The following is a 15,904-nucleotide window of genomic DNA, read 5'->3' as shown; positions in this document are numbered from 1 at the left end:
TTGTGTTTGAAAGAGAAATAAGTCTTATCAAAAATCGAACTCTGGTAGTCTGAAAGTGCGCTAGATTATAATTGAAAGGATGTGTAACCATGAACAACGAGACGTACATTGAAGTCAACAGAACATCGCAGCTTATGAATAAAATGAGAAAATTCTCAGTGCTGATTGATGGTGTCGAGGCTGGGAAAATCAAAGATGGCGGGAGGCTGCGAATTGATTTGGAGCCTGGCGAACATGAGATCCAAGTGAAAATTGCCAAGCTTTGAGGTTTACGTTAGATGAAGGAGAAGCTTTAAAGTTTAGATGCGGAAGTCCGGTTCGTGGATGGAAGATGTTCTTCGGACTTTTTTATGTATTGGCCGATCCAGAAAAGTATTCGTTTATTGAGCAGGAATAGGCGGTTGCAAGCAGCTTTGGTCTGCATCATCGCCATCATACGCTGCACCGTAACAACCTGACGAAAAGTGTGACGGTGCAGTTTTTTATCCCCAGGTGAATATGAAGCGGTGTCGATGAAAGAAAAAGCCTAAAACACCTTATTTCTATAAATCCGAATCGACAGAAGCCATGAACACCCGTATAGCGTAATAATTGATATGGCAACGATCAGATACAGCAGAGCATTTTGTAAGGATAGCAGCATGTGAATCAACTCTCTAATTTGATCGTTCAAATTTTGGACAACAAAATTAACCGTTAGCATATACAAGCCAAATGCAACAATAGAAGCAATCAACAAATAGTTACTTTTGAATTTATAACAGAATGGCAGCATGAATGAAGCAGCTGTCATCACAATGGCGACCATTAGCAAAATGTCTTTCCAGATCGTAAGTTCCCGGTGAATGATAAAGTTTACGATCAATATGGCTGCAGCCACCATAGATGTAAAGAGAACGACGACAATATACTTTGAACTGACAATTTCCTTTCGTGTATAAGGCAAAGAATTGAGAAGCATATGTATAGAAGACTTTTCATCTATTGACATGGTATTCATAAAAATAGCAATACTAAATGCAATTCCAACCCAGATGGGGGAAGCATCTAATGTTAAATAAACACATAACCCCAAAAATAAAACTGCCAATGTTTTTTTCTGCAAGACAATGTCCTTACGTATTAAGTTGAACATGCTCTTTAGCTCCTTTCTTCGTATAAAACATAATATCTTCCAGAGTCGGTTTTTCAATTAACACCATATCCCCAAAAATGTTTTCTGTTCGTGATTTATTCGCAGTCAATGCTTCAAATCCATGAGTTGATTTTCGAACCGCTATAAACTCCTGTTCGGTTTCCCGGTCCAACAACTCCATGCCGCCTTTTACAATTGCATATTGTTCTTCAATCTCGTAAAAGTCCTTTGTAAAGATATGCTCTCCTTTATGAATGAACGTGATATAATCTGCAATCTTATCTAAATCAGTTGTTATATGAGTTGAAAAAAAGATCGTTTTATCCCCATCTTGCATGAGCTGATGCAAGATTTCCAACAGCTCACGGCGGAAAATCGGGTCCAGTCCGGCCGTCGGTTCATCCATAATAATTAGTTCCGCATGATGGGACAAAGCGACGGCTAATGATGCTTTCATCATCATCCCTTTTGAGAACGTCTTGATTTTTTTAGTGAGCGGCAAGTTAAATGTGTTCACATAATCATTGAATACTTGTTCATCCCAATTGACATAGGATCTTTTCACAATATCTTTCATTTCAGTCAATGTTAAATGTTCATAAAATATGTTCGAATCAAATACAAAGCCAATTCGTTGTTTGATTTCTTTCTCATGCTCCTTGTAATTCAAGCCAAATACCGTAATCGTTCCGCTGTCAGGCTGCAATAAGTTCATGATCAGTTTAATCGTTGTCGATTTCCCCACGCCATTTCCGCCGATAAATCCGGTGACAAAACCTTTTTTTACATTCATTGAAAAGTCCTTTAGTTGAAAACCATCGAACGATTTATGAACATGCCGGAGTTCAATTACATTGTCCATCATTCTTCCTCCTGATATAAAATGGTAAGCAAATCTTTTAATTCTGTAAGGGGAACGCCAATGTCTTTGCTGTTTTTTATCGCTGCTGTCAACTGCTCTTCAATTGCTTTCATTTTTCCTTCTTTCATCATTTCGTTATTCTGATCTGATACAAAAGAGCCTTTCCCGACTACGGAATAAATGAAGGCATTCTTCTCAAGTTCTTCATAGGCGCGCTTTGACGTAATAAGGCTGACATTTAGATCTTTTGCCAATTGGCGCATAGAAGGCAGCGGCTGTCCCGGTTTCAATTCATTCGCAAGAATATGATCTTTAATTTGGGTGTAAATTTGTTCATAAATGGGTTGCTTTGAACTATTCGAAATTATAATTTTCATTTCAAAACCTCTTTTGGTTATACACAATATATACAATATGTACAATATACACAAAGATTGACTGAATGGCAACGATTTTTTTATGTACTCTTTGAATAACGGGAGTGAACTGTCAGCCAGGAAATGATATGAAGGATAAAAGGGCACCATACATATTGACAATTTGCGATATGAAGATATAATGATTGGTATGGAACCTATTGAAATTTTCAAAGCTTTATCAAATGAATCAAGGCTGCAAATTTTGCAATGGCTGAAGGAGCCTGATCGTCATTTTGAACCCCATGAAGGGATTGATATGAACACAATCGGGGTATGTGTCAGCCAAATTACAGACAAATTGAAAATGACGCAATCGACGGCTTCCCAATATCTCGCCATTCTTTTAAGAGCCGGCTTGATTAAGGCGGAACGAATCGGAAAGTATACGTACTACAAAAGAGACGAAGAGGCCATCAGAAAGCTTGCTGACTTTCTTAAAACAGAGATATGAGCATTCAAAAAATAAACATCATCAAGAGGTGTTTATTTTTACGCCATACATATCGACATATTCCGATGTGTTTATTTTTTTGATTTACATATCGTTATTTCTTGATATGTAAATATATAAAGCGATGAAGGAGCGAACGATTATGTTTAGTGCTTGGAAAATTTATATTTTAGCGATCATCAGTTTTTTGGTAGGGACCTCAGAGTATATTATTTCCGGGATTTTGGATCAGATCGCCCACACACTCGGGATAACTTTAGCTGCCGCGGGCCAGCTGATTACGATCTTTTCACTTGTGTATGCAGTTTTCACACCGGTTCTCATGGCGTTGACGGCAAGTATGGATAGGCGCAAGTTAATGATGTATGCTCTCGGTTTGTTTGTGATAGGAAATATTCTGGCCTTTACCCTGCCTGGCTATGGCTGGTTTGTTGCAGCGCGGGTCATTATGGCATTGGGGGCAGGCATGGTTGTGGTCACGGCATTAACGATTGCCGCCAAAATCGCACCGGCGGGTAAGCAGGGCAGTGCAATTGCTACAGTGGTCATGGGGTTTACCGCTTCTTTGATCATAGGTGTACCACTCGGAAGAATGACTGCAGAAGCTTTAGGCTGGAAGTCTGTATTTGGAGGAATTGCTTTATTGGGATTCATCGCAATGATTGTTATATTCTTAATCTTGCCGCATACTGAAGGCGATAAGCCCGTTCCTTTGCTTCAACAGCTTTCTCTTTTAAAGAACCGGAAAGTAGCAATGGGGTTATCGGTCACTTTTTTCTGGCTCGGAGGATATTCCGTTGCATATACTTATTTGTCTCCTTACCTTCTGACCGTTTCAGGGATAAGCGGCAATTTGCTTAGCGGCTTTTTGCTTATATTTGGAATCGCCAGCTTGGTTGGATCGAAGTTTGGCGGATATAGTACCGATAAATGGGGCGTTCCCTTTACACTCGTTGGCGGGATGACACTGCATATCATCGCACTGATTTTGCTGTCGCTTGTCACCCATTCCTATGTCGGAGTACTGTTGATTCTCATATTATGGTCGTTTGCCGCATGGTCTACCGGCCCGACACAGCAATATCACTTAGCGACGCTCGAACCGGAATTGTCAGGTGTATTGCTCGGCATCAATCAATCGATGATGCAATTCGCCATGGCCGCAGGTGCAGGAATCGGAGGGATTTTTGTAGAAAAAATATCGCTGGCTTCTATTACATGGTTTGGGGCACTGGAGGTTACGATTGCGATTGTTGTTGTTTTGGTGACTTTCAGTTCGCATGCTAATCAAAGGGCTTCGAATTTAAAAGAAATAAATCAATAACGATGCCTTGATCAGCTTTGAAGGTTCCATGGTTTAGTTGAGGGTATTAACACACATAGGGTAAAGAATGTTCTTCCAAGCTAAGGCCGTAACATTCTCAATTTTAAGGTTGAAACTATACACTCGTGTCATTTATAATTGGAATATAAAAATGACACATGTGTATAGTTTTTGTTTGTGTTCTAAAAGGAAGGTGACATCTTTATGGCTCCGAAAGTCGATGAAGAATATAGGGAGGAAAAGAAAAGAACACTTTTAAAAGCGGCAACAAAAGTATTTACAAAAAACGGCTATATTCACACTACGATGCAGGATATTATGGATGAGGCCAATGTTTCCAGAGGAACCCTTTATAATTACTTTGATAATATTGACCATATTTTTATGGAAGTTCTTAAATTAGACGATAAGGATCAAATTGATCTGTTTTTAGATGAGGGTCCGTTGTGGCCGGCATTTAAACGCTGGATTGGAGAGATGCAGACTCAAATTGAAGCAGTCGATCAATCGTTAATATTTGCTAGGGCCGAATTTTTCTTATCGTCAAAGTTTATGAAAAATAAAGGTGATTTTCCTTACATATCTGAACGCTATCAGCAAACAGCTGATGCTGTTGAAGAAGCTATTCATAAAGGGGCGGAACTGGGTGAATGTCAACCTAAGCTGCCCCCATCATTGATTTCGCGATACCTCATTTCGTTCATTAACGGTTTAATGCTGGATACCTTTCAATTGGGGAATGAAAAAACAAAAGTAAAGGAGCAACTGTCTGTATTGCTTTTTTCTCTTGAACAAATGATTAACCCGCTGGAAAAGGAGTGAATCGTCATGCTATTCGAATCTTCCAAAGTTAGGCTGAGAAAAGTTACGGTAGAGGATGCAGAGCTTTATCATATATGGAGAAATGATATAGAAGTGATGCGAAATACAAATCCTTTTTTAGATATCTATTCCATTGAAGCAACGAGAGACTTTATTGAACAAGTGATTCTGGGCTCCAACACAGCCAAAAGCTATATGATTCTCGAGAGGGTAAATGAAAAAACGATTGGCATTACATCATTAATAAATATTGATCATAAGAACAGAAATGCTGAATGTATTATCGACATTGGAGAGAAGAATTTTTGGGGTAAAGGCTACGGAAGAGAAGCTTTGACCTTGCTGTTGAACTACGCATTTTTAGAAATGAATCTGCACCGGGTTTATCTTAGAGTGTTTTCATTCAATAAAAAAGCGATTCGTTTATATGAGAAACTAGGATTTAGCCATGAGGGAATCAGCCGGGAGGCGCTTTTCAGGGAAGGGGTATGGCATGATATTGTGCATATGGGTCAGTTGCAAAGTGAATATTTAAACAACATGGATAGTCAGACCAGTAAAAATGAGAAAGCCCCTTTGGTGTAGGCAGCCAAAGGGGAATTTTTATATCCAGAAGAACTTCCTAACATTAAATGCCGTTCCCTGGGTTTTGGAATCTATGACAAATCATGGGTTCAGCCATATGTTCGCCAAGTTTGTTATAGTCTAACAACGTTAATGAGTATCGTTTAGCTGTTTAAAATCCCCAAATAAGCCTTCCAAGGCCCGACATCGTCCTGATACCGCTTCGCCAGCACTCTTGCGATTTGCGAGATGTGAGTGAGATCGTGGGCAACCCATGTTGAGATCTGCTCTCTCAGCTTAACGATTCCGAATTCGGGGTGCACCCCCGTTTGTTCGAAGTCGGTTTCAGGATTAATGATCTGCCGCAATGTTTTCAGATTCGCCCGTCTGATTTCAGCAAATTCGTTAAGCAGCTGTTCCATCGTTTTCCCGTCGTTTTGATTCAACTGGCTGAAGCGGTCGAACGTCGGAAAAGGTTCCGTTGCTCCTTTTGTCACGATCATTTTGATCCGCGGCAACCAATTGTTTTTTTCTCCTTCAATCAGATGGCCGACGACATCAAAGGCGTTCCACGTGTCTTCGCCTTCATCGCAGCTGATCCAGGGGTTTGATAATCCGGTCAGCAGCTGACTCAACGTTTGTGGTGTGCGCTCTAGGATTTCGATTGCTTCCTCGAGTTGAAAGTTCATGTGAATGACCTCCTTTCATAAAAGTTCACGTCAACTGCCGCTCAGCAAACTCCCGATACAGCGCATGCGAAGCAATCAGCTCGTGGTGCCGCCCCCGCCCTGTAATCTCGCCTTTTTCGATAAATATAATTTGGTCCGCGTTCACGATTGTCGATAGCCGGTGGGCGATGACGAAGGTGGTGCGGCCTTCCATGAGGCGGGCAAGCGCCTGCTGGACGATGGCTTCTGATTGGCTGTCAAGGCTGGCTGTCGCTTCGTCCATCATTAAAATTTTCGGGTCGCGCAGGAAGGCGCGGGCGATGGCGATCCGCTGTCTCTGGCCGCCGGACAGCTTGACGCCGCGTTCGCCGACTTCCGTATCAAGCTGCTCTGGAAATTGTTTAATAAATGTGTCGGCATACGCCATTTCCGCGACTTTCCACAGTTCTTGATCGTCAATGCTGTCGGCGTGATCCAAGCCGTAGCACAAGTTCTCACGGATGGTGCCGGACATCATCGGGCTGTCTTGAGATACGTAGCCGATCTGGCTGCGCCACGATTTCATCGACAGCTTATTGATCGGTGTTTCCCCGATGTTAATGGCCCCTGAGTCCGGTTCGTAAAATCGTTCCAAGAGGCCGAACATCGTCGTTTTTCCGCCGCCGCTCGGACCGACAAATGCAATCATCTGCCCGGGATCGACGTCGAAAGATACCTCCCGCAAGACAGGCTCGTCATCGCCGTAAGAGAAAGATACATTCTCGACACGTATCGGCAGATTGGAGATATCCATCTCAAGTCCTTCCTGGCCTTCTTCCTCTTCAGTATGCAAAATCTCGATGATCCGCTCTGTTGCTCCTTTTGCTTTTTGCAGCTGAGTGAAAAACATTGTGAACGATGTGATCGGGAAGATGATTTGAAACAGATAAAGCAAAAAGGCGATCAGCGAGCCTGCCGACATCGTCCCCTCAGAGACGCGGATGCCGCCGTAGCCGATGATGGCGACGATCACAATCATAATGACAAGGTGCATAAACGGGGAGACGAGCGCAAATATACGGGCTTCCTTGAGGCCGTATTGAAAGAGCTTCGAAAGGCCTGATAACCCTTTCATTTTTTCTGTATGCTCGGCGTTTGATGCTTTCATTAATCTGATTTCGCTTAATGTCTGCTGGACATGTCCTGTGAAGGAAGCTGTTTCATCCTGCAGCGTTTTGGAGATTCGCTGCATTTTCATGCCGAGCGGGATCATGATGAAGGTCGTGATCGGAACGGAGATCAGCATGAGCAGTGTCATTTTCCAATCCATGATCAGCAAAATGATTACCGATCCGACAATGGTGATGATGCCGGAAACAAACTGCGGAAAATGGTCGGAAATCAAGCTTTCAACAATACCGGTGTCATTGACAACACGGCTGACGGTTTCACCGCTCGTCTTTTCGTCAAAGTAGCGGACAGGCAGGCGCAGCAGCTTGAACCACATGCGCTCGCGCAGGGAAGCGACCACTTTTTGCCCGGCATAGGAAAGAAAATAGGTCGAAAACCCGTCGCAGACCGCTTGAACGATAAAAACGAGCGCAAGGATTCCCGCTAAGGCCAGATTGATCGAATTGGCGGAAAAGCCGTCAACCATTTCTCTTGTCAACAGCGGAATGGACAGGCCGACCAATGTAGTGACGAGGCTTGCGGTCAAACCGACGGTTAAAGCCAGCCTGGGTACGCCGGATGTGAGAATCATGGAGAAAAACGGTTTCATGCTATTGTTGTTTTCTGTTTTCATTTGATAAACTCCTTATCGATATAATGTCAAAGAAGTGGATGGCGCAAGCTGTAACTCATCATATTACGATTTAAACAGCAGAAAGTTCCCGATCATTGCCGATTTTAGCTTCATGCTAAAAAGATTGACAGGAGAGATGATTGTAACTATTATTGTTACATATGGTTGATTGAATATAAGAAAGGAAGAAAAACATGACGATAAATATTAAAGTATACTCCGATTATGTCTGTCCATTCTGTTTCCTCGGAAAAGACCAATTCGAAAAAGCGATCGAAGGCAAAGATGTGGTAGTCGAGTGGCTGCCATTCGAACTGAGGCCGCGTCCATCTGAGCAGCTTGATCCGTTAAATGATCCATCAAAATTGGCAATGTGGGACGGCGCTATTAAGCCGCGAATCGAGGCTTGGGGCGTCAACATGAAGCTGCCGAATGTCTCTCCGCATCCTTATACAGATTTGGCTCATGAAGGCTATCACTTTGCAAAAGAACACGGTAAAGCGAAAGCGTACAATGACCGGGTTTATCAAGCCTTTTTCCAGGAAGATCAAAATATTGGCGACATCGACGTATTAACAGCGCTGGCTAAAGAAGCCGGACTGGATGAGCAGGCTTTTAAAGAAGCTTTAAACTCCAGAACATATCAGGACGTGCAGCGGACGGCGCTCCAACACGCTTACGAAGAAGCCGGCATCACGGCCGTTCCGACATTTATCATTGGCAATGAACGGATCGCCGGGGCCGCGGCAAGGGAAGTGTTTGAACAGGTGATCGAAAAAGAAAGCAAACAAAAACCTGTTGACGGCTTGCAGTGCGACCTTGACGGAAACAACTGCTAAGCAGGAAAAATGAGCCATTTGAAGAACCCTTTAATAGGGTTCTTTTTTTATACAGGAAAGAAGAGGGAAGACAGTTGACACTCCACCATTTTATTGCAGCCGATCAGGAGCTTCCGTTGGGGAGCTTCCAGGACCAAACAAAAGAAGGTTTGATTAGTATCGCTGAGCTTGATCAAGGGTACGAAATGGTCAAAACAAAATTCAGCAAGCCGTTTGTATATGAGGCGACCGGCTGTTTACATAGACCGGGAAATGACATAAGGGCGCTATTCAGCTATATCAATTCAAATATGCCCGAGGGTGAAGATATAGAAGTTTACTCTTGCTGGGACGGTGAGGAAGACAGAGAAAAAGACGACCGCTTAGACTTTTTCATTGATATAAACGCTCTTCAGCTGGGCAAGCATGTCAAGCTGGATAAAAAGAAATACATGGATGAAATTGCAGGCATGTTTTATTTTGAGGAGCGGCAGCTGGTCAAGATTCGTAAATAAAACATTTGCTGGCGCAGGGTTTTCACACCTTTTTTCGGCCGGTTCATTTAGATGTTCAATCAGTGCACGCGCATTGTCATAGCTCACAGGCTAAGTACGATTAAGGATGCAGATCTCATATTAGTGCTAAAAGACGGAGAGATTCAAGAGATGGGCAACCATTTACAATTGATTCGCAACCAAGGGTTTTACACCAAATTGTACAATTCAAACAATGACCAAGCGATTGTGGGAGGAGGCTAAAACAGTGAATGATTTATTTGATGAAATAAGAGATGAGTCGATTAATATTGGGGGGATTGATGGTTACAAATTCGGCTCCTTAAAAGAGATATTGCGAAATAAAAGATTTGTATTTCTTGGTGAAAGCAGCCATTGCGTCAAAGAATATATTGAGGCGAAGGCAAGCTTGATCAAATATCTGCATCAGGAATTAGGATTTCGTATTCTTGCTTTCGAAAGTGAATTGGGAGATTGCAGCATAGGAAATTATCTTTCAGAAGAACTTAGTGCCAAAGAAAATATGTCCGGTTCCATCGGGAAAGTTTGGCAAAACGAATTTATGCTTGATTTGTTTGAGTATATGAAGGAAACTCAACAGCGGCAGCCTTTGCATTTAACAGGCGTTGATGTTCAGCAGAGCATGGATAAGCACTTTTCCTCCTACATGCGTTCGCATTTGACAGGGGATCTCAGGAAAACGTTTGTAACATTTGATACGCGTACAAATGAGATGCTCGATAAAGATTATATGTTAAAGCGGCGTTTTAGGAAAACAGTAGAAGAAATTGAAAGAATAGGCCAAGGACTGATAAGGGAGCTTGAAAAACAGACTTTCCCCTCTGCTATGCTTCGTGATGTCGTGTTACAGACGATGAAAAACAGACTCAATTATTTTAAGGCGAATTTTACAAAAGGTTTTTCAAAATTGTTTGAATATCGTGATGAATTAATGGCGAAGAATCTTGAATTTTTATCTCAGCATGTTTATCCTGATGAGAAATTTATCATTTGGGCTCACAACCTTCACATCAAAAAACAAAGCAGCGTCAATCGGTTTTCACCATATCGATCATTTGTAGAAAACCTTCCGGAATTTATGAAAGAGGACAGTTTTGTTATTGGTCTTTACGCGGGAGAAGGAAGAATGGGTGACAACCAAGGAGGCGATCATCCTATCAAAAAAGTTAACAAAAAGCACATGGAGTGGCTGCTCAGCAATTCACCCCATCCCAATTTTTTTATACCATGTGCTTCAAAGTGGGGGGGGAAAAAGTGGAAGGCTTTTGAGGGAGGAGGCTTGCGTATTTCTTTCAAGCCGGTTCAACAGTATGACGGAGTTTTATTCTTTAAAAAAGTAACCCCAGCAGTTGTTAATGTTGAATAGGATGTTGACGGGTTAAGCATAACCTCTAAGGTGAAGATCTCTGCTTATAGGAATTTTTTGTTGGGAAAAGAACTTTTTCGTTATATTAAATTGCTGGTGGCGGCCAAAGGGAGGAAAACTGAAAGCTGTTTTTTTGGTTTTCAATGGTGAATGGGATTATTGCATAGAGTGCACAAGTCAGACCCAGGGTAATTTCATGGACGTATTAACTTTTGGTAAAGGCGTTTATCAGGACATCCATGAAAAGATATGTTCGGCAGATGAGGAAGGGAATCCTGTTCCCGAGATGCCGGAGATGGTGGTTGAGGAGAAATATGAAGAACTCCAAAGGTAAACTGGTAACGCGTTCACAGTTTCTTGAGAGGAAGATCTTCAACAAATCATGATAAAGGGATGGCCGAAGGCTTTTCTTCACAGCTGGATCGCCTTGAAGACGATCTGAAAGCCATTCGTTAAAAGAGGGAGGGTATATTGATGACGACGTTTCCTGAGCATTTCATATAACCACGTAATCGCGGACCTCCTCATCAAGTTTTTCTATAACCATTAAAAAGAGGAGGTTGATATACATGCGTACAGAGCAGGAAATCATCGATTTGGTGCTGAAGGTCGCACGGGAGGACGACCGCGTTAGAGCGGTCGGTATGAACGGTTCGCGGACGAATCCGAATGTTCCGAAAGACCCTTTTCGCGATTATGATATGGTCTATGTTGTAACAGATATGCAGTCTTTTCTTGATGAGCCGGGCTGGGTTGACGTTTTTGGGGAGCGGATCATCATGCAGACGCCGGAAGCGATGGAGCTGTTTCCGAATGAGCTTGGCAACCGCTTTTCTTATTTAATGTTATTTACTGACGGCAGCCGCATTGATTTGATTCTTGTGCCTCTTGAAGAAAAGCTGGAATACTGCCGGGAAGACGGATTAACCGTGATCCTGCTCGATAAGGATCAGGACCTGCCCGTTATCCCGCCGCCGACGGATCGGGAATATTGGGTGCAAAAACCGTCCCCGCAATGCTTCGCCGACTGCTGCAATGAATTTTGGTGGACGTCGACATATGTGGCCAAAGGGTTGTGGCGGCAGGAAATTCTTTATGCACTCGATCATTTAAACCTCGTCAGGGCCATGCTGCTGAAAATGCTCGAATGGAAGGTCGGTTTTGAAACGGGCTTTTTGCTGAGCATAGGCAAGAATGCAAAGTTTCTTGATCGCTATGTTGATCGAAATACGTGGGAAAGGCTTTTGGAGACGTATCCGCCAGCTGATTATGAGCGTGTATGGAACAGTTTGTTTAAGATGTGGGATCTGTTTGAAGAGACAGCGGCAGCAGTCGCTGAACATCTGGCTGAACAATATCTTTTCGCAGAAGCCGAGAAAGTCAAACAGTACGTGAGACGCGTTCAGCAGCTGAAGCCTGATGCAAAGGTAATTGACTAATCAGATGATGGCCGCACTCCCGGCAGGTGAGCCGGGAGTGTGTTTTTTGCGGAGGTGAACGCCATGTTCAGTCTTAAAAAAATATTGAAGGAGCATTATGGAATCGACAGTGTGAACATTTCTCCCGAGCAAGGGGGATGGACAGCACTCGCTTATCAAGTAACCGATGGAAAAGCCGCTTTCTTTCTAAAAGTGTATGATAAAAATAGGGCATCGACAGCGAAATGGACGGCTCTGATTGATGATTATATGCCTGTTCTCAGGTGGCTGAGTGACCGCACCGCTCTCAGCGGGAAGCTGCCTGTGCCGCTTTTAACAACAAATGGAGAATACAAGTGCGAAGATGATGATGCGGTTTATGTGCTTTATGAATACATCGCCGGGGAAACCATTGGTGGCCGGCCGCTCGGCAAAGGCTGCGAGGAGAAGCTCGCCAGCATCATAGCGGAGCTGCACCGATATGACGAGACGATCCCGGTGAAGACAGAAAGAATAAAAGAAAACTATGATATTTCGTTTTTAGGCGAGATGAAACAATGGCTTGATCACCTTCCTTGTGAGCTGGCGCCACTCATTCAACCCTACATCGGATCAATCCGCGAGATGATGGAGGCAGCCTTGTCCCTGGCGGATGATTTGAAATGCAGCGACAGAAGATTGGCTTTGTGCCATACAGATATTCATGGATGGAATATGATGAAAACGGGCGGGGAATTGATTCTGATCGATTGGGAGGGCTTGAAATTGGCCCCTGTTGAAGCGGATCTGATATTTTTTGCCAATCAACCGTATGTACAAGAGTTTTTGCGGGTTTATCGCGAGACTCATAAAGGGTTTGAAATTGATCAGAACGCATTGCGGTTTTATCAGATCAGGCGAAGACTGGAGGACATATGGGAGTTTACAGAGCAGCTGGCGTTTGACATTCAGACAGAAAATGAAAAGGCAGAGACGATGAGCTTGCTGAAAAACGAGCTTGAGGCCATAGAGGACAGCAAGATCGACTGTTAAAAAGCTAAATGGAGGAACATCTGTGAAAAATTATCGTACTTTATTTTTTGATGTGGATGACACACTATTAGACTTCGGTGCAGCGGAAAAGTCAGCACTGCGGAAGCTTTTTCAGGAACAGCAAATTCCTTTAACAGCTGAAATAGAAGCGAATTATAGACGTATCAATCAAGGTTTATGGAGGGCGTTTGAAAAAGGGGAGATAGACCGCGGCCAAGTGGTCAATACGCGTTTTTCCCTTTTATTCAAAGAATATGGTCTAGAGGCTGACGGCGTTTTGCTTGAGGAGAAGTATCGCAGCTTCCTTGAAGAAGGGCATCAACTGATAGACGGCGCTTTTGAATTAATTGAAAGCCTGCAGGATCAATATGATTTATATATCGTGACGAACGGTATTTCAAAAACGCAGTATAAGCGTCTGCAAGCTTCGGGATTATACCCGATGTTTAAAGGGATTTTTGTTTCAGAGGACACCGGTTTTCAAAAACCGATGAAAGAATACTTTGATTACGTTTTTGAACGAATTCCTCATTTTTCTGCCGATCAAGGGCTGATCATCGGGGATTCATTGACAGCGGACATAAAAGGGGGGCGGCTGGCCGGATTGGATACATGCTGGATGAATCCAGACATGTCAGCGAATCATACGGACATTGAGCCGACTTATCAAATTCAAAGGCTTAATGAACTCCAGCACATTTTAAATCATGGAAAAGTACCTTCGGCCTGATTGCTGCCGATACGAGTAAATCGGTTTTCCATTACCTTTGTCTGCAAACTGCAACAGGGAGGATGCGGAAGCTGAACTTCCGACGGCCGAGTTGCGGTGGATTTTCCGGGAGCTAAATTAAAACCAAGCAGAGGAAGCCTGGTGAAACATGCAACGAAGAAAGGTTTTGAAAACTGCGGTTTTTTCGTTAGTCGCAGTTTTTGTTCTGTTATTCAGCGCGTTTTTTGTGTGGAGCCGTTTCACATATGAACCATCAAACAAACTCAAAAAGATGATCAACCTTGATCAAGTCGAAAGTAAAAACGGTGTTTACACTTTTCAAGCGGATGGGGCAAATACCGGGATCATTTTATATCCTGGGGCAAAAGTTGAACCGCTTGCTTATGCTTACATCGGCGAAAAGCTGAAACAAAATGGTTACAGTGTCTTTATCCCGCGCATGCCTTTTTCTTTGGCCATATTCAATCCGAATCAAGCAGAAAGAATGATAACAGATAACAGTAATATTGATCATTGGTATCTCGGGGGACATTCTTTAGGAGGTGCGGCAGCAGCCATGTACGCCAAAAAGCATCCAGATAAGATTGACGGGCTTTATTTTCTCGCCTCCTATCCTTCTGATTCACAATCGATAAAAAGTGCGCCGTACCGTGTTCTTTCTATATCAGGTGAACGCGATGGCCTTTCAACTCAAGAAAAAACAGCAGCCTCCGGAAAGAACCTGCCTGATACAACAGTGTTTGAGGAAATCAAAGGGGGAAACCACGCCCAATTTGGTATGTACGGCGAACAAAGGGGGGATCGTCCCGCGAAGATCCCAGCTGTTAAACAGCAGGAGGAGATCGTGAACGTGATGCTTGACTGGATCAAATCATAAAGAAAGCTCTCGCTTTTTGCGAGAGCTTTTTTTGTTTATGATCCTCTCCTTTAAAGCGCTTTAACCCGTTTCTTCATTTGCCGGCTAAGGCCTATACGAAGCCGTTTGAATCATTTGAATAAAGTTGCTGGCGGAAGGAGCAAGGTGATCATCTCTTCTAATGCATAATGAAATAGGATTTTTTAAATCGACTTGTTTGACATGAACCCGCGCTATATCTCCCCGGTCAATATATTCGTTTACTTCAAGAGAGGATGTGAAAGCGACTCCATAACCTTCCATAACCGTTCTGATCGTTTCATTCAATCCGTTTATTTGTATACCTATTCTGGGTTTGTCGACATGATGCAATGTGCATAAAGAAATTAATTTCTCCCGGGAAAGACTTCCTTCTTCACGAAAGATAAACGGTTCTTTCACCACTTCTTCCAATGTCGTGTACTGTGATGCAAGCCTATGATTTTTATTGACGACAAACAGCATGTCATCTTCTAAAAGCAGCGTCCCTTTTATGAAAGGATCGAATTCCGTTGTCCCGCCGATCAGGCCAATGTCCGCTTCATAGTTGATCAGCTGTTCACAAGCTTTTTGAAAGTTCGTTGTCGTGATTTCAACTTCTGTCTTGGGAAATTGCTGTTTATAGCGGCTGAGCCATCTTGGCAGCAAATAATTGGCGGGGAGGAAGGTGGCGGCAATACGCAGTTTTCCAATTGACCCTTCCCTTAACTGTTCCACGTACAATTCAATTTCTTTTTCAAGTGAAAACAGCCGCTTTGCCTGTTTTGCAAGCTCTGCGCCGGACTGTGTCAGCAGAATCCCCCTGCCTTTAGGAACGAATAAGGTACAGTCGATCTCGCGTTCTAATTTCTTAATTTGGGAGGTGACGGCAGGCTGGCTGATGTTTAGCTGTTTGGCAGCTTGGGTGACGCTGCCTGTTTCCGCGACCGAATAGAACAATCGCAGTGCATGAAGATTCATATTTCACACCTCTATTTATAAATAAAAGTTATCAATATCAAATAAAGATATATTAGAGTTATCTAAATACTTTTACTATTATAAAGTTGAACAACATGTTTTACAAGAAAGGAGAAACGGC

General features: G+C 43.0%; 19 protein-coding genes and 1 pseudogene. 14 read left to right on the top strand and 6 right to left on the bottom strand.

The annotated features are described in order from the left end of the window. The first annotated feature begins 89 nt into the window (after positions 1–89). Positions 90–266 (top strand): hypothetical protein, encoded by a 177-nt coding sequence (locus tag M1E06_RS20585; protein ID WP_238405970.1) that lies wholly within the window; start codon positions 90–92, stop codon positions 264–266. A gap of 260 nt (positions 267–526) precedes the next feature. Here M1E06_RS20585 and M1E06_RS20580 read toward each other — a convergent pair whose 3' ends face one another. Genes M1E06_RS20580 through M1E06_RS20570 form a run of 3 tightly spaced genes read right to left on the bottom strand, consistent with a single transcriptional unit; the run spans position 527 to position 2,374 of the window. Next, a complete protein-coding gene (locus tag M1E06_RS20580) occupies positions 527–1,135 on the bottom strand; it encodes an ABC-2 transporter permease (RefSeq protein WP_023857688.1) in 609 nt (202 codons plus the stop codon). After that, complete coding sequence (locus M1E06_RS20575) at positions 1,116–1,997, bottom strand: ABC transporter ATP-binding protein (protein ID WP_023857689.1); 882 nt, start codon at positions 1,995–1,997, stop codon at positions 1,116–1,118. The genes M1E06_RS20580 and M1E06_RS20575 overlap by 20 nt, the downstream gene beginning before the upstream one ends. After that, positions 1,997–2,374: a GntR family transcriptional regulator gene (locus M1E06_RS20570; protein ID WP_216904302.1), complete on the bottom strand. Its 378-nt coding sequence runs from the start codon at positions 2,372–2,374 to the stop codon at positions 1,997–1,999. The genes M1E06_RS20575 and M1E06_RS20570 overlap by 1 nt, the downstream gene beginning before the upstream one ends. 190 nt (positions 2,375–2,564) lie before the next feature. Between M1E06_RS20570 and M1E06_RS20565 the strand changes: the two genes are divergently transcribed. From M1E06_RS20565 to M1E06_RS20550, 4 genes are all read left to right on the top strand, one after another. Continuing rightward, a complete protein-coding gene (locus M1E06_RS20565) occupies positions 2,565–2,867 on the top strand; it encodes an ArsR/SmtB family transcription factor (RefSeq protein ID WP_041817139.1) in 303 nt (100 codons plus the stop codon). A gap of 142 nt (positions 2,868–3,009) precedes the next feature. Next, positions 3,010–4,191, top strand: coding sequence for an MFS transporter (locus M1E06_RS20560; protein WP_020449929.1), 1,182 nt, complete (start codon positions 3,010–3,012; stop codon positions 4,189–4,191). 204 nt (positions 4,192–4,395) lie between these two features. Beyond that, positions 4,396–5,013 (top strand): TetR family transcriptional regulator, encoded by a 618-nt coding sequence (locus M1E06_RS20555; protein WP_020449930.1) that lies wholly within the window; start codon positions 4,396–4,398, stop codon positions 5,011–5,013. A gap of 6 nt (positions 5,014–5,019) precedes the next feature. Next, positions 5,020–5,598, top strand: a complete 579-nt coding sequence (locus M1E06_RS20550; RefSeq protein ID WP_020449931.1) for a GNAT family N-acetyltransferase — start codon at positions 5,020–5,022, stop codon at positions 5,596–5,598. Between the two features lie 143 nt (positions 5,599–5,741). Here M1E06_RS20550 and M1E06_RS20545 read toward each other — a convergent pair whose 3' ends face one another. Both M1E06_RS20545 and M1E06_RS20540 read right to left on the bottom strand, forming a co-directional pair. Continuing rightward, positions 5,742–6,266 carry a DinB family protein gene (locus M1E06_RS20545; RefSeq protein WP_020449932.1) on the bottom strand — a complete coding sequence of 175 codons (525 nt, stop codon included), beginning with the start codon at positions 6,264–6,266 and terminating at the stop codon, positions 5,742–5,744. 25 nt (positions 6,267–6,291) lie between these two features. Next, positions 6,292–8,028 carry an ABC transporter ATP-binding protein gene (locus M1E06_RS20540; protein ID WP_020449933.1) on the bottom strand — a complete coding sequence of 579 codons (1,737 nt, stop codon included), beginning with the start codon at positions 8,026–8,028 and terminating at the stop codon, positions 6,292–6,294. 194 nt (positions 8,029–8,222) lie between these two features. Between M1E06_RS20540 and M1E06_RS20535 the strand changes: the two genes are divergently transcribed. From M1E06_RS20535 to M1E06_RS20495, 9 genes and pseudogenes are all read left to right on the top strand, one after another. Beyond that, positions 8,223–8,867 (top strand): DsbA family oxidoreductase, encoded by a 645-nt coding sequence (locus tag M1E06_RS20535; RefSeq protein WP_020449934.1) that lies wholly within the window; start codon positions 8,223–8,225, stop codon positions 8,865–8,867. 74 nt (positions 8,868–8,941) lie between these two features. Then, entirely contained in the window at positions 8,942–9,361 is a 420-nt protein-coding gene (locus tag M1E06_RS20530; RefSeq protein ID WP_020449935.1) for a hypothetical protein, read from the top strand. Positions 9,362–9,427: 66 nt separating this feature from the next. Next, positions 9,428–9,604: pseudogene (locus tag M1E06_RS20525) on the top strand (hypothetical protein); the annotation flags it as partial. Between the two features lie 4 nt (positions 9,605–9,608). After that, a complete protein-coding gene (locus M1E06_RS20520; RefSeq protein WP_020449936.1) occupies positions 9,609–10,748 on the top strand; it encodes an erythromycin esterase family protein in 1,140 nt (379 codons plus the stop codon). A gap of 196 nt (positions 10,749–10,944) precedes the next feature. Continuing rightward, the gene (locus M1E06_RS20515) at positions 10,945–11,082 is read left to right on the top strand and encodes a hypothetical protein (RefSeq protein WP_153247060.1); all 138 of its coding nucleotides are present in this window, start codon (positions 10,945–10,947) and stop codon (positions 11,080–11,082) included. 235 nt (positions 11,083–11,317) lie between these two features. Continuing rightward, positions 11,318–12,187 (top strand): aminoglycoside 6-adenylyltransferase, encoded by an 870-nt coding sequence (locus tag M1E06_RS20510; RefSeq protein WP_075212985.1) that lies wholly within the window; start codon positions 11,318–11,320, stop codon positions 12,185–12,187. Between the two features lie 63 nt (positions 12,188–12,250). Next, on the top strand, positions 12,251–13,198 hold the full coding sequence (locus M1E06_RS20505) for an aminoglycoside phosphotransferase family protein (protein WP_216904305.1): 948 nt from the start codon (positions 12,251–12,253) through the stop codon (positions 13,196–13,198). 22 nt (positions 13,199–13,220) lie between these two features. Continuing rightward, complete coding sequence (locus tag M1E06_RS20500) at positions 13,221–13,928, top strand: YjjG family noncanonical pyrimidine nucleotidase (protein WP_020449940.1); 708 nt, start codon at positions 13,221–13,223, stop codon at positions 13,926–13,928. A gap of 148 nt (positions 13,929–14,076) precedes the next feature. Further along, entirely contained in the window at positions 14,077–14,805 is a 729-nt protein-coding gene (locus M1E06_RS20495; RefSeq protein WP_020449941.1) for an alpha/beta fold hydrolase, read from the top strand. 84 nt (positions 14,806–14,889) lie between these two features. On the opposite strand, the gene M1E06_RS20490 is transcribed toward M1E06_RS20495, so the two are convergent. Then, positions 14,890–15,783: a LysR family transcriptional regulator gene (locus M1E06_RS20490; protein ID WP_020449942.1), complete on the bottom strand. Its 894-nt coding sequence runs from the start codon at positions 15,781–15,783 to the stop codon at positions 14,890–14,892. Positions 15,784–15,904 lie beyond the last annotated feature (121 nt).

The organism is Bacillus sp. AK124, assembly GCF_053903085.1.
This window is presented reverse-complemented; position numbering and strand designations above follow the sequence as displayed.

What these genes read in the sequence shown, in the direction of transcription:
- M1E06_RS20585 (WP_238405970.1), top strand. Translation starts at nt 90, where the DNA reads ATGAACAACGAGACGTACATTGAAGTCAACAGAACATCGCAGCTTATG.
- M1E06_RS20580 (WP_023857688.1), bottom strand. Translation starts at nt 1,135, where the DNA reads ATGTTCAACTTAATACGTAAGGACATTGTCTTGCAGAAAAAAACATTG.
- M1E06_RS20575 (WP_023857689.1), bottom strand. Translation starts at nt 1,997, where the DNA reads ATGGACAATGTAATTGAACTCCGGCATGTTCATAAATCGTTCGATGGT.
- M1E06_RS20570 (WP_216904302.1), bottom strand. Translation starts at nt 2,374, where the DNA reads ATGAAAATTATAATTTCGAATAGTTCAAAGCAACCCATTTATGAACAA.
- M1E06_RS20565 (WP_041817139.1), top strand. Translation starts at nt 2,565, where the DNA reads ATGGAACCTATTGAAATTTTCAAAGCTTTATCAAATGAATCAAGGCTG.
- M1E06_RS20560 (WP_020449929.1), top strand. Translation starts at nt 3,010, where the DNA reads ATGTTTAGTGCTTGGAAAATTTATATTTTAGCGATCATCAGTTTTTTG.
- M1E06_RS20555 (WP_020449930.1), top strand. Translation starts at nt 4,396, where the DNA reads ATGGCTCCGAAAGTCGATGAAGAATATAGGGAGGAAAAGAAAAGAACA.
- M1E06_RS20550 (WP_020449931.1), top strand. Translation starts at nt 5,020, where the DNA reads ATGCTATTCGAATCTTCCAAAGTTAGGCTGAGAAAAGTTACGGTAGAG.
- M1E06_RS20545 (WP_020449932.1), bottom strand. Translation starts at nt 6,266, where the DNA reads ATGAACTTTCAACTCGAGGAAGCAATCGAAATCCTAGAGCGCACACCA.
- M1E06_RS20540 (WP_020449933.1), bottom strand. Translation starts at nt 8,028, where the DNA reads ATGAAAACAGAAAACAACAATAGCATGAAACCGTTTTTCTCCATGATT.
- M1E06_RS20535 (WP_020449934.1), top strand. Translation starts at nt 8,223, where the DNA reads ATGACGATAAATATTAAAGTATACTCCGATTATGTCTGTCCATTCTGT.
- M1E06_RS20515 (WP_153247060.1), top strand. Translation starts at nt 10,945, where the DNA reads ATGGACGTATTAACTTTTGGTAAAGGCGTTTATCAGGACATCCATGAA.
- M1E06_RS20510 (WP_075212985.1), top strand. Translation starts at nt 11,318, where the DNA reads ATGCGTACAGAGCAGGAAATCATCGATTTGGTGCTGAAGGTCGCACGG.
- M1E06_RS20505 (WP_216904305.1), top strand. Translation starts at nt 12,251, where the DNA reads ATGTTCAGTCTTAAAAAAATATTGAAGGAGCATTATGGAATCGACAGT.
- M1E06_RS20495 (WP_020449941.1), top strand. Translation starts at nt 14,077, where the DNA reads ATGCAACGAAGAAAGGTTTTGAAAACTGCGGTTTTTTCGTTAGTCGCA.
- M1E06_RS20490 (WP_020449942.1), bottom strand. Translation starts at nt 15,783, where the DNA reads ATGAATCTTCATGCACTGCGATTGTTCTATTCGGTCGCGGAAACAGGC.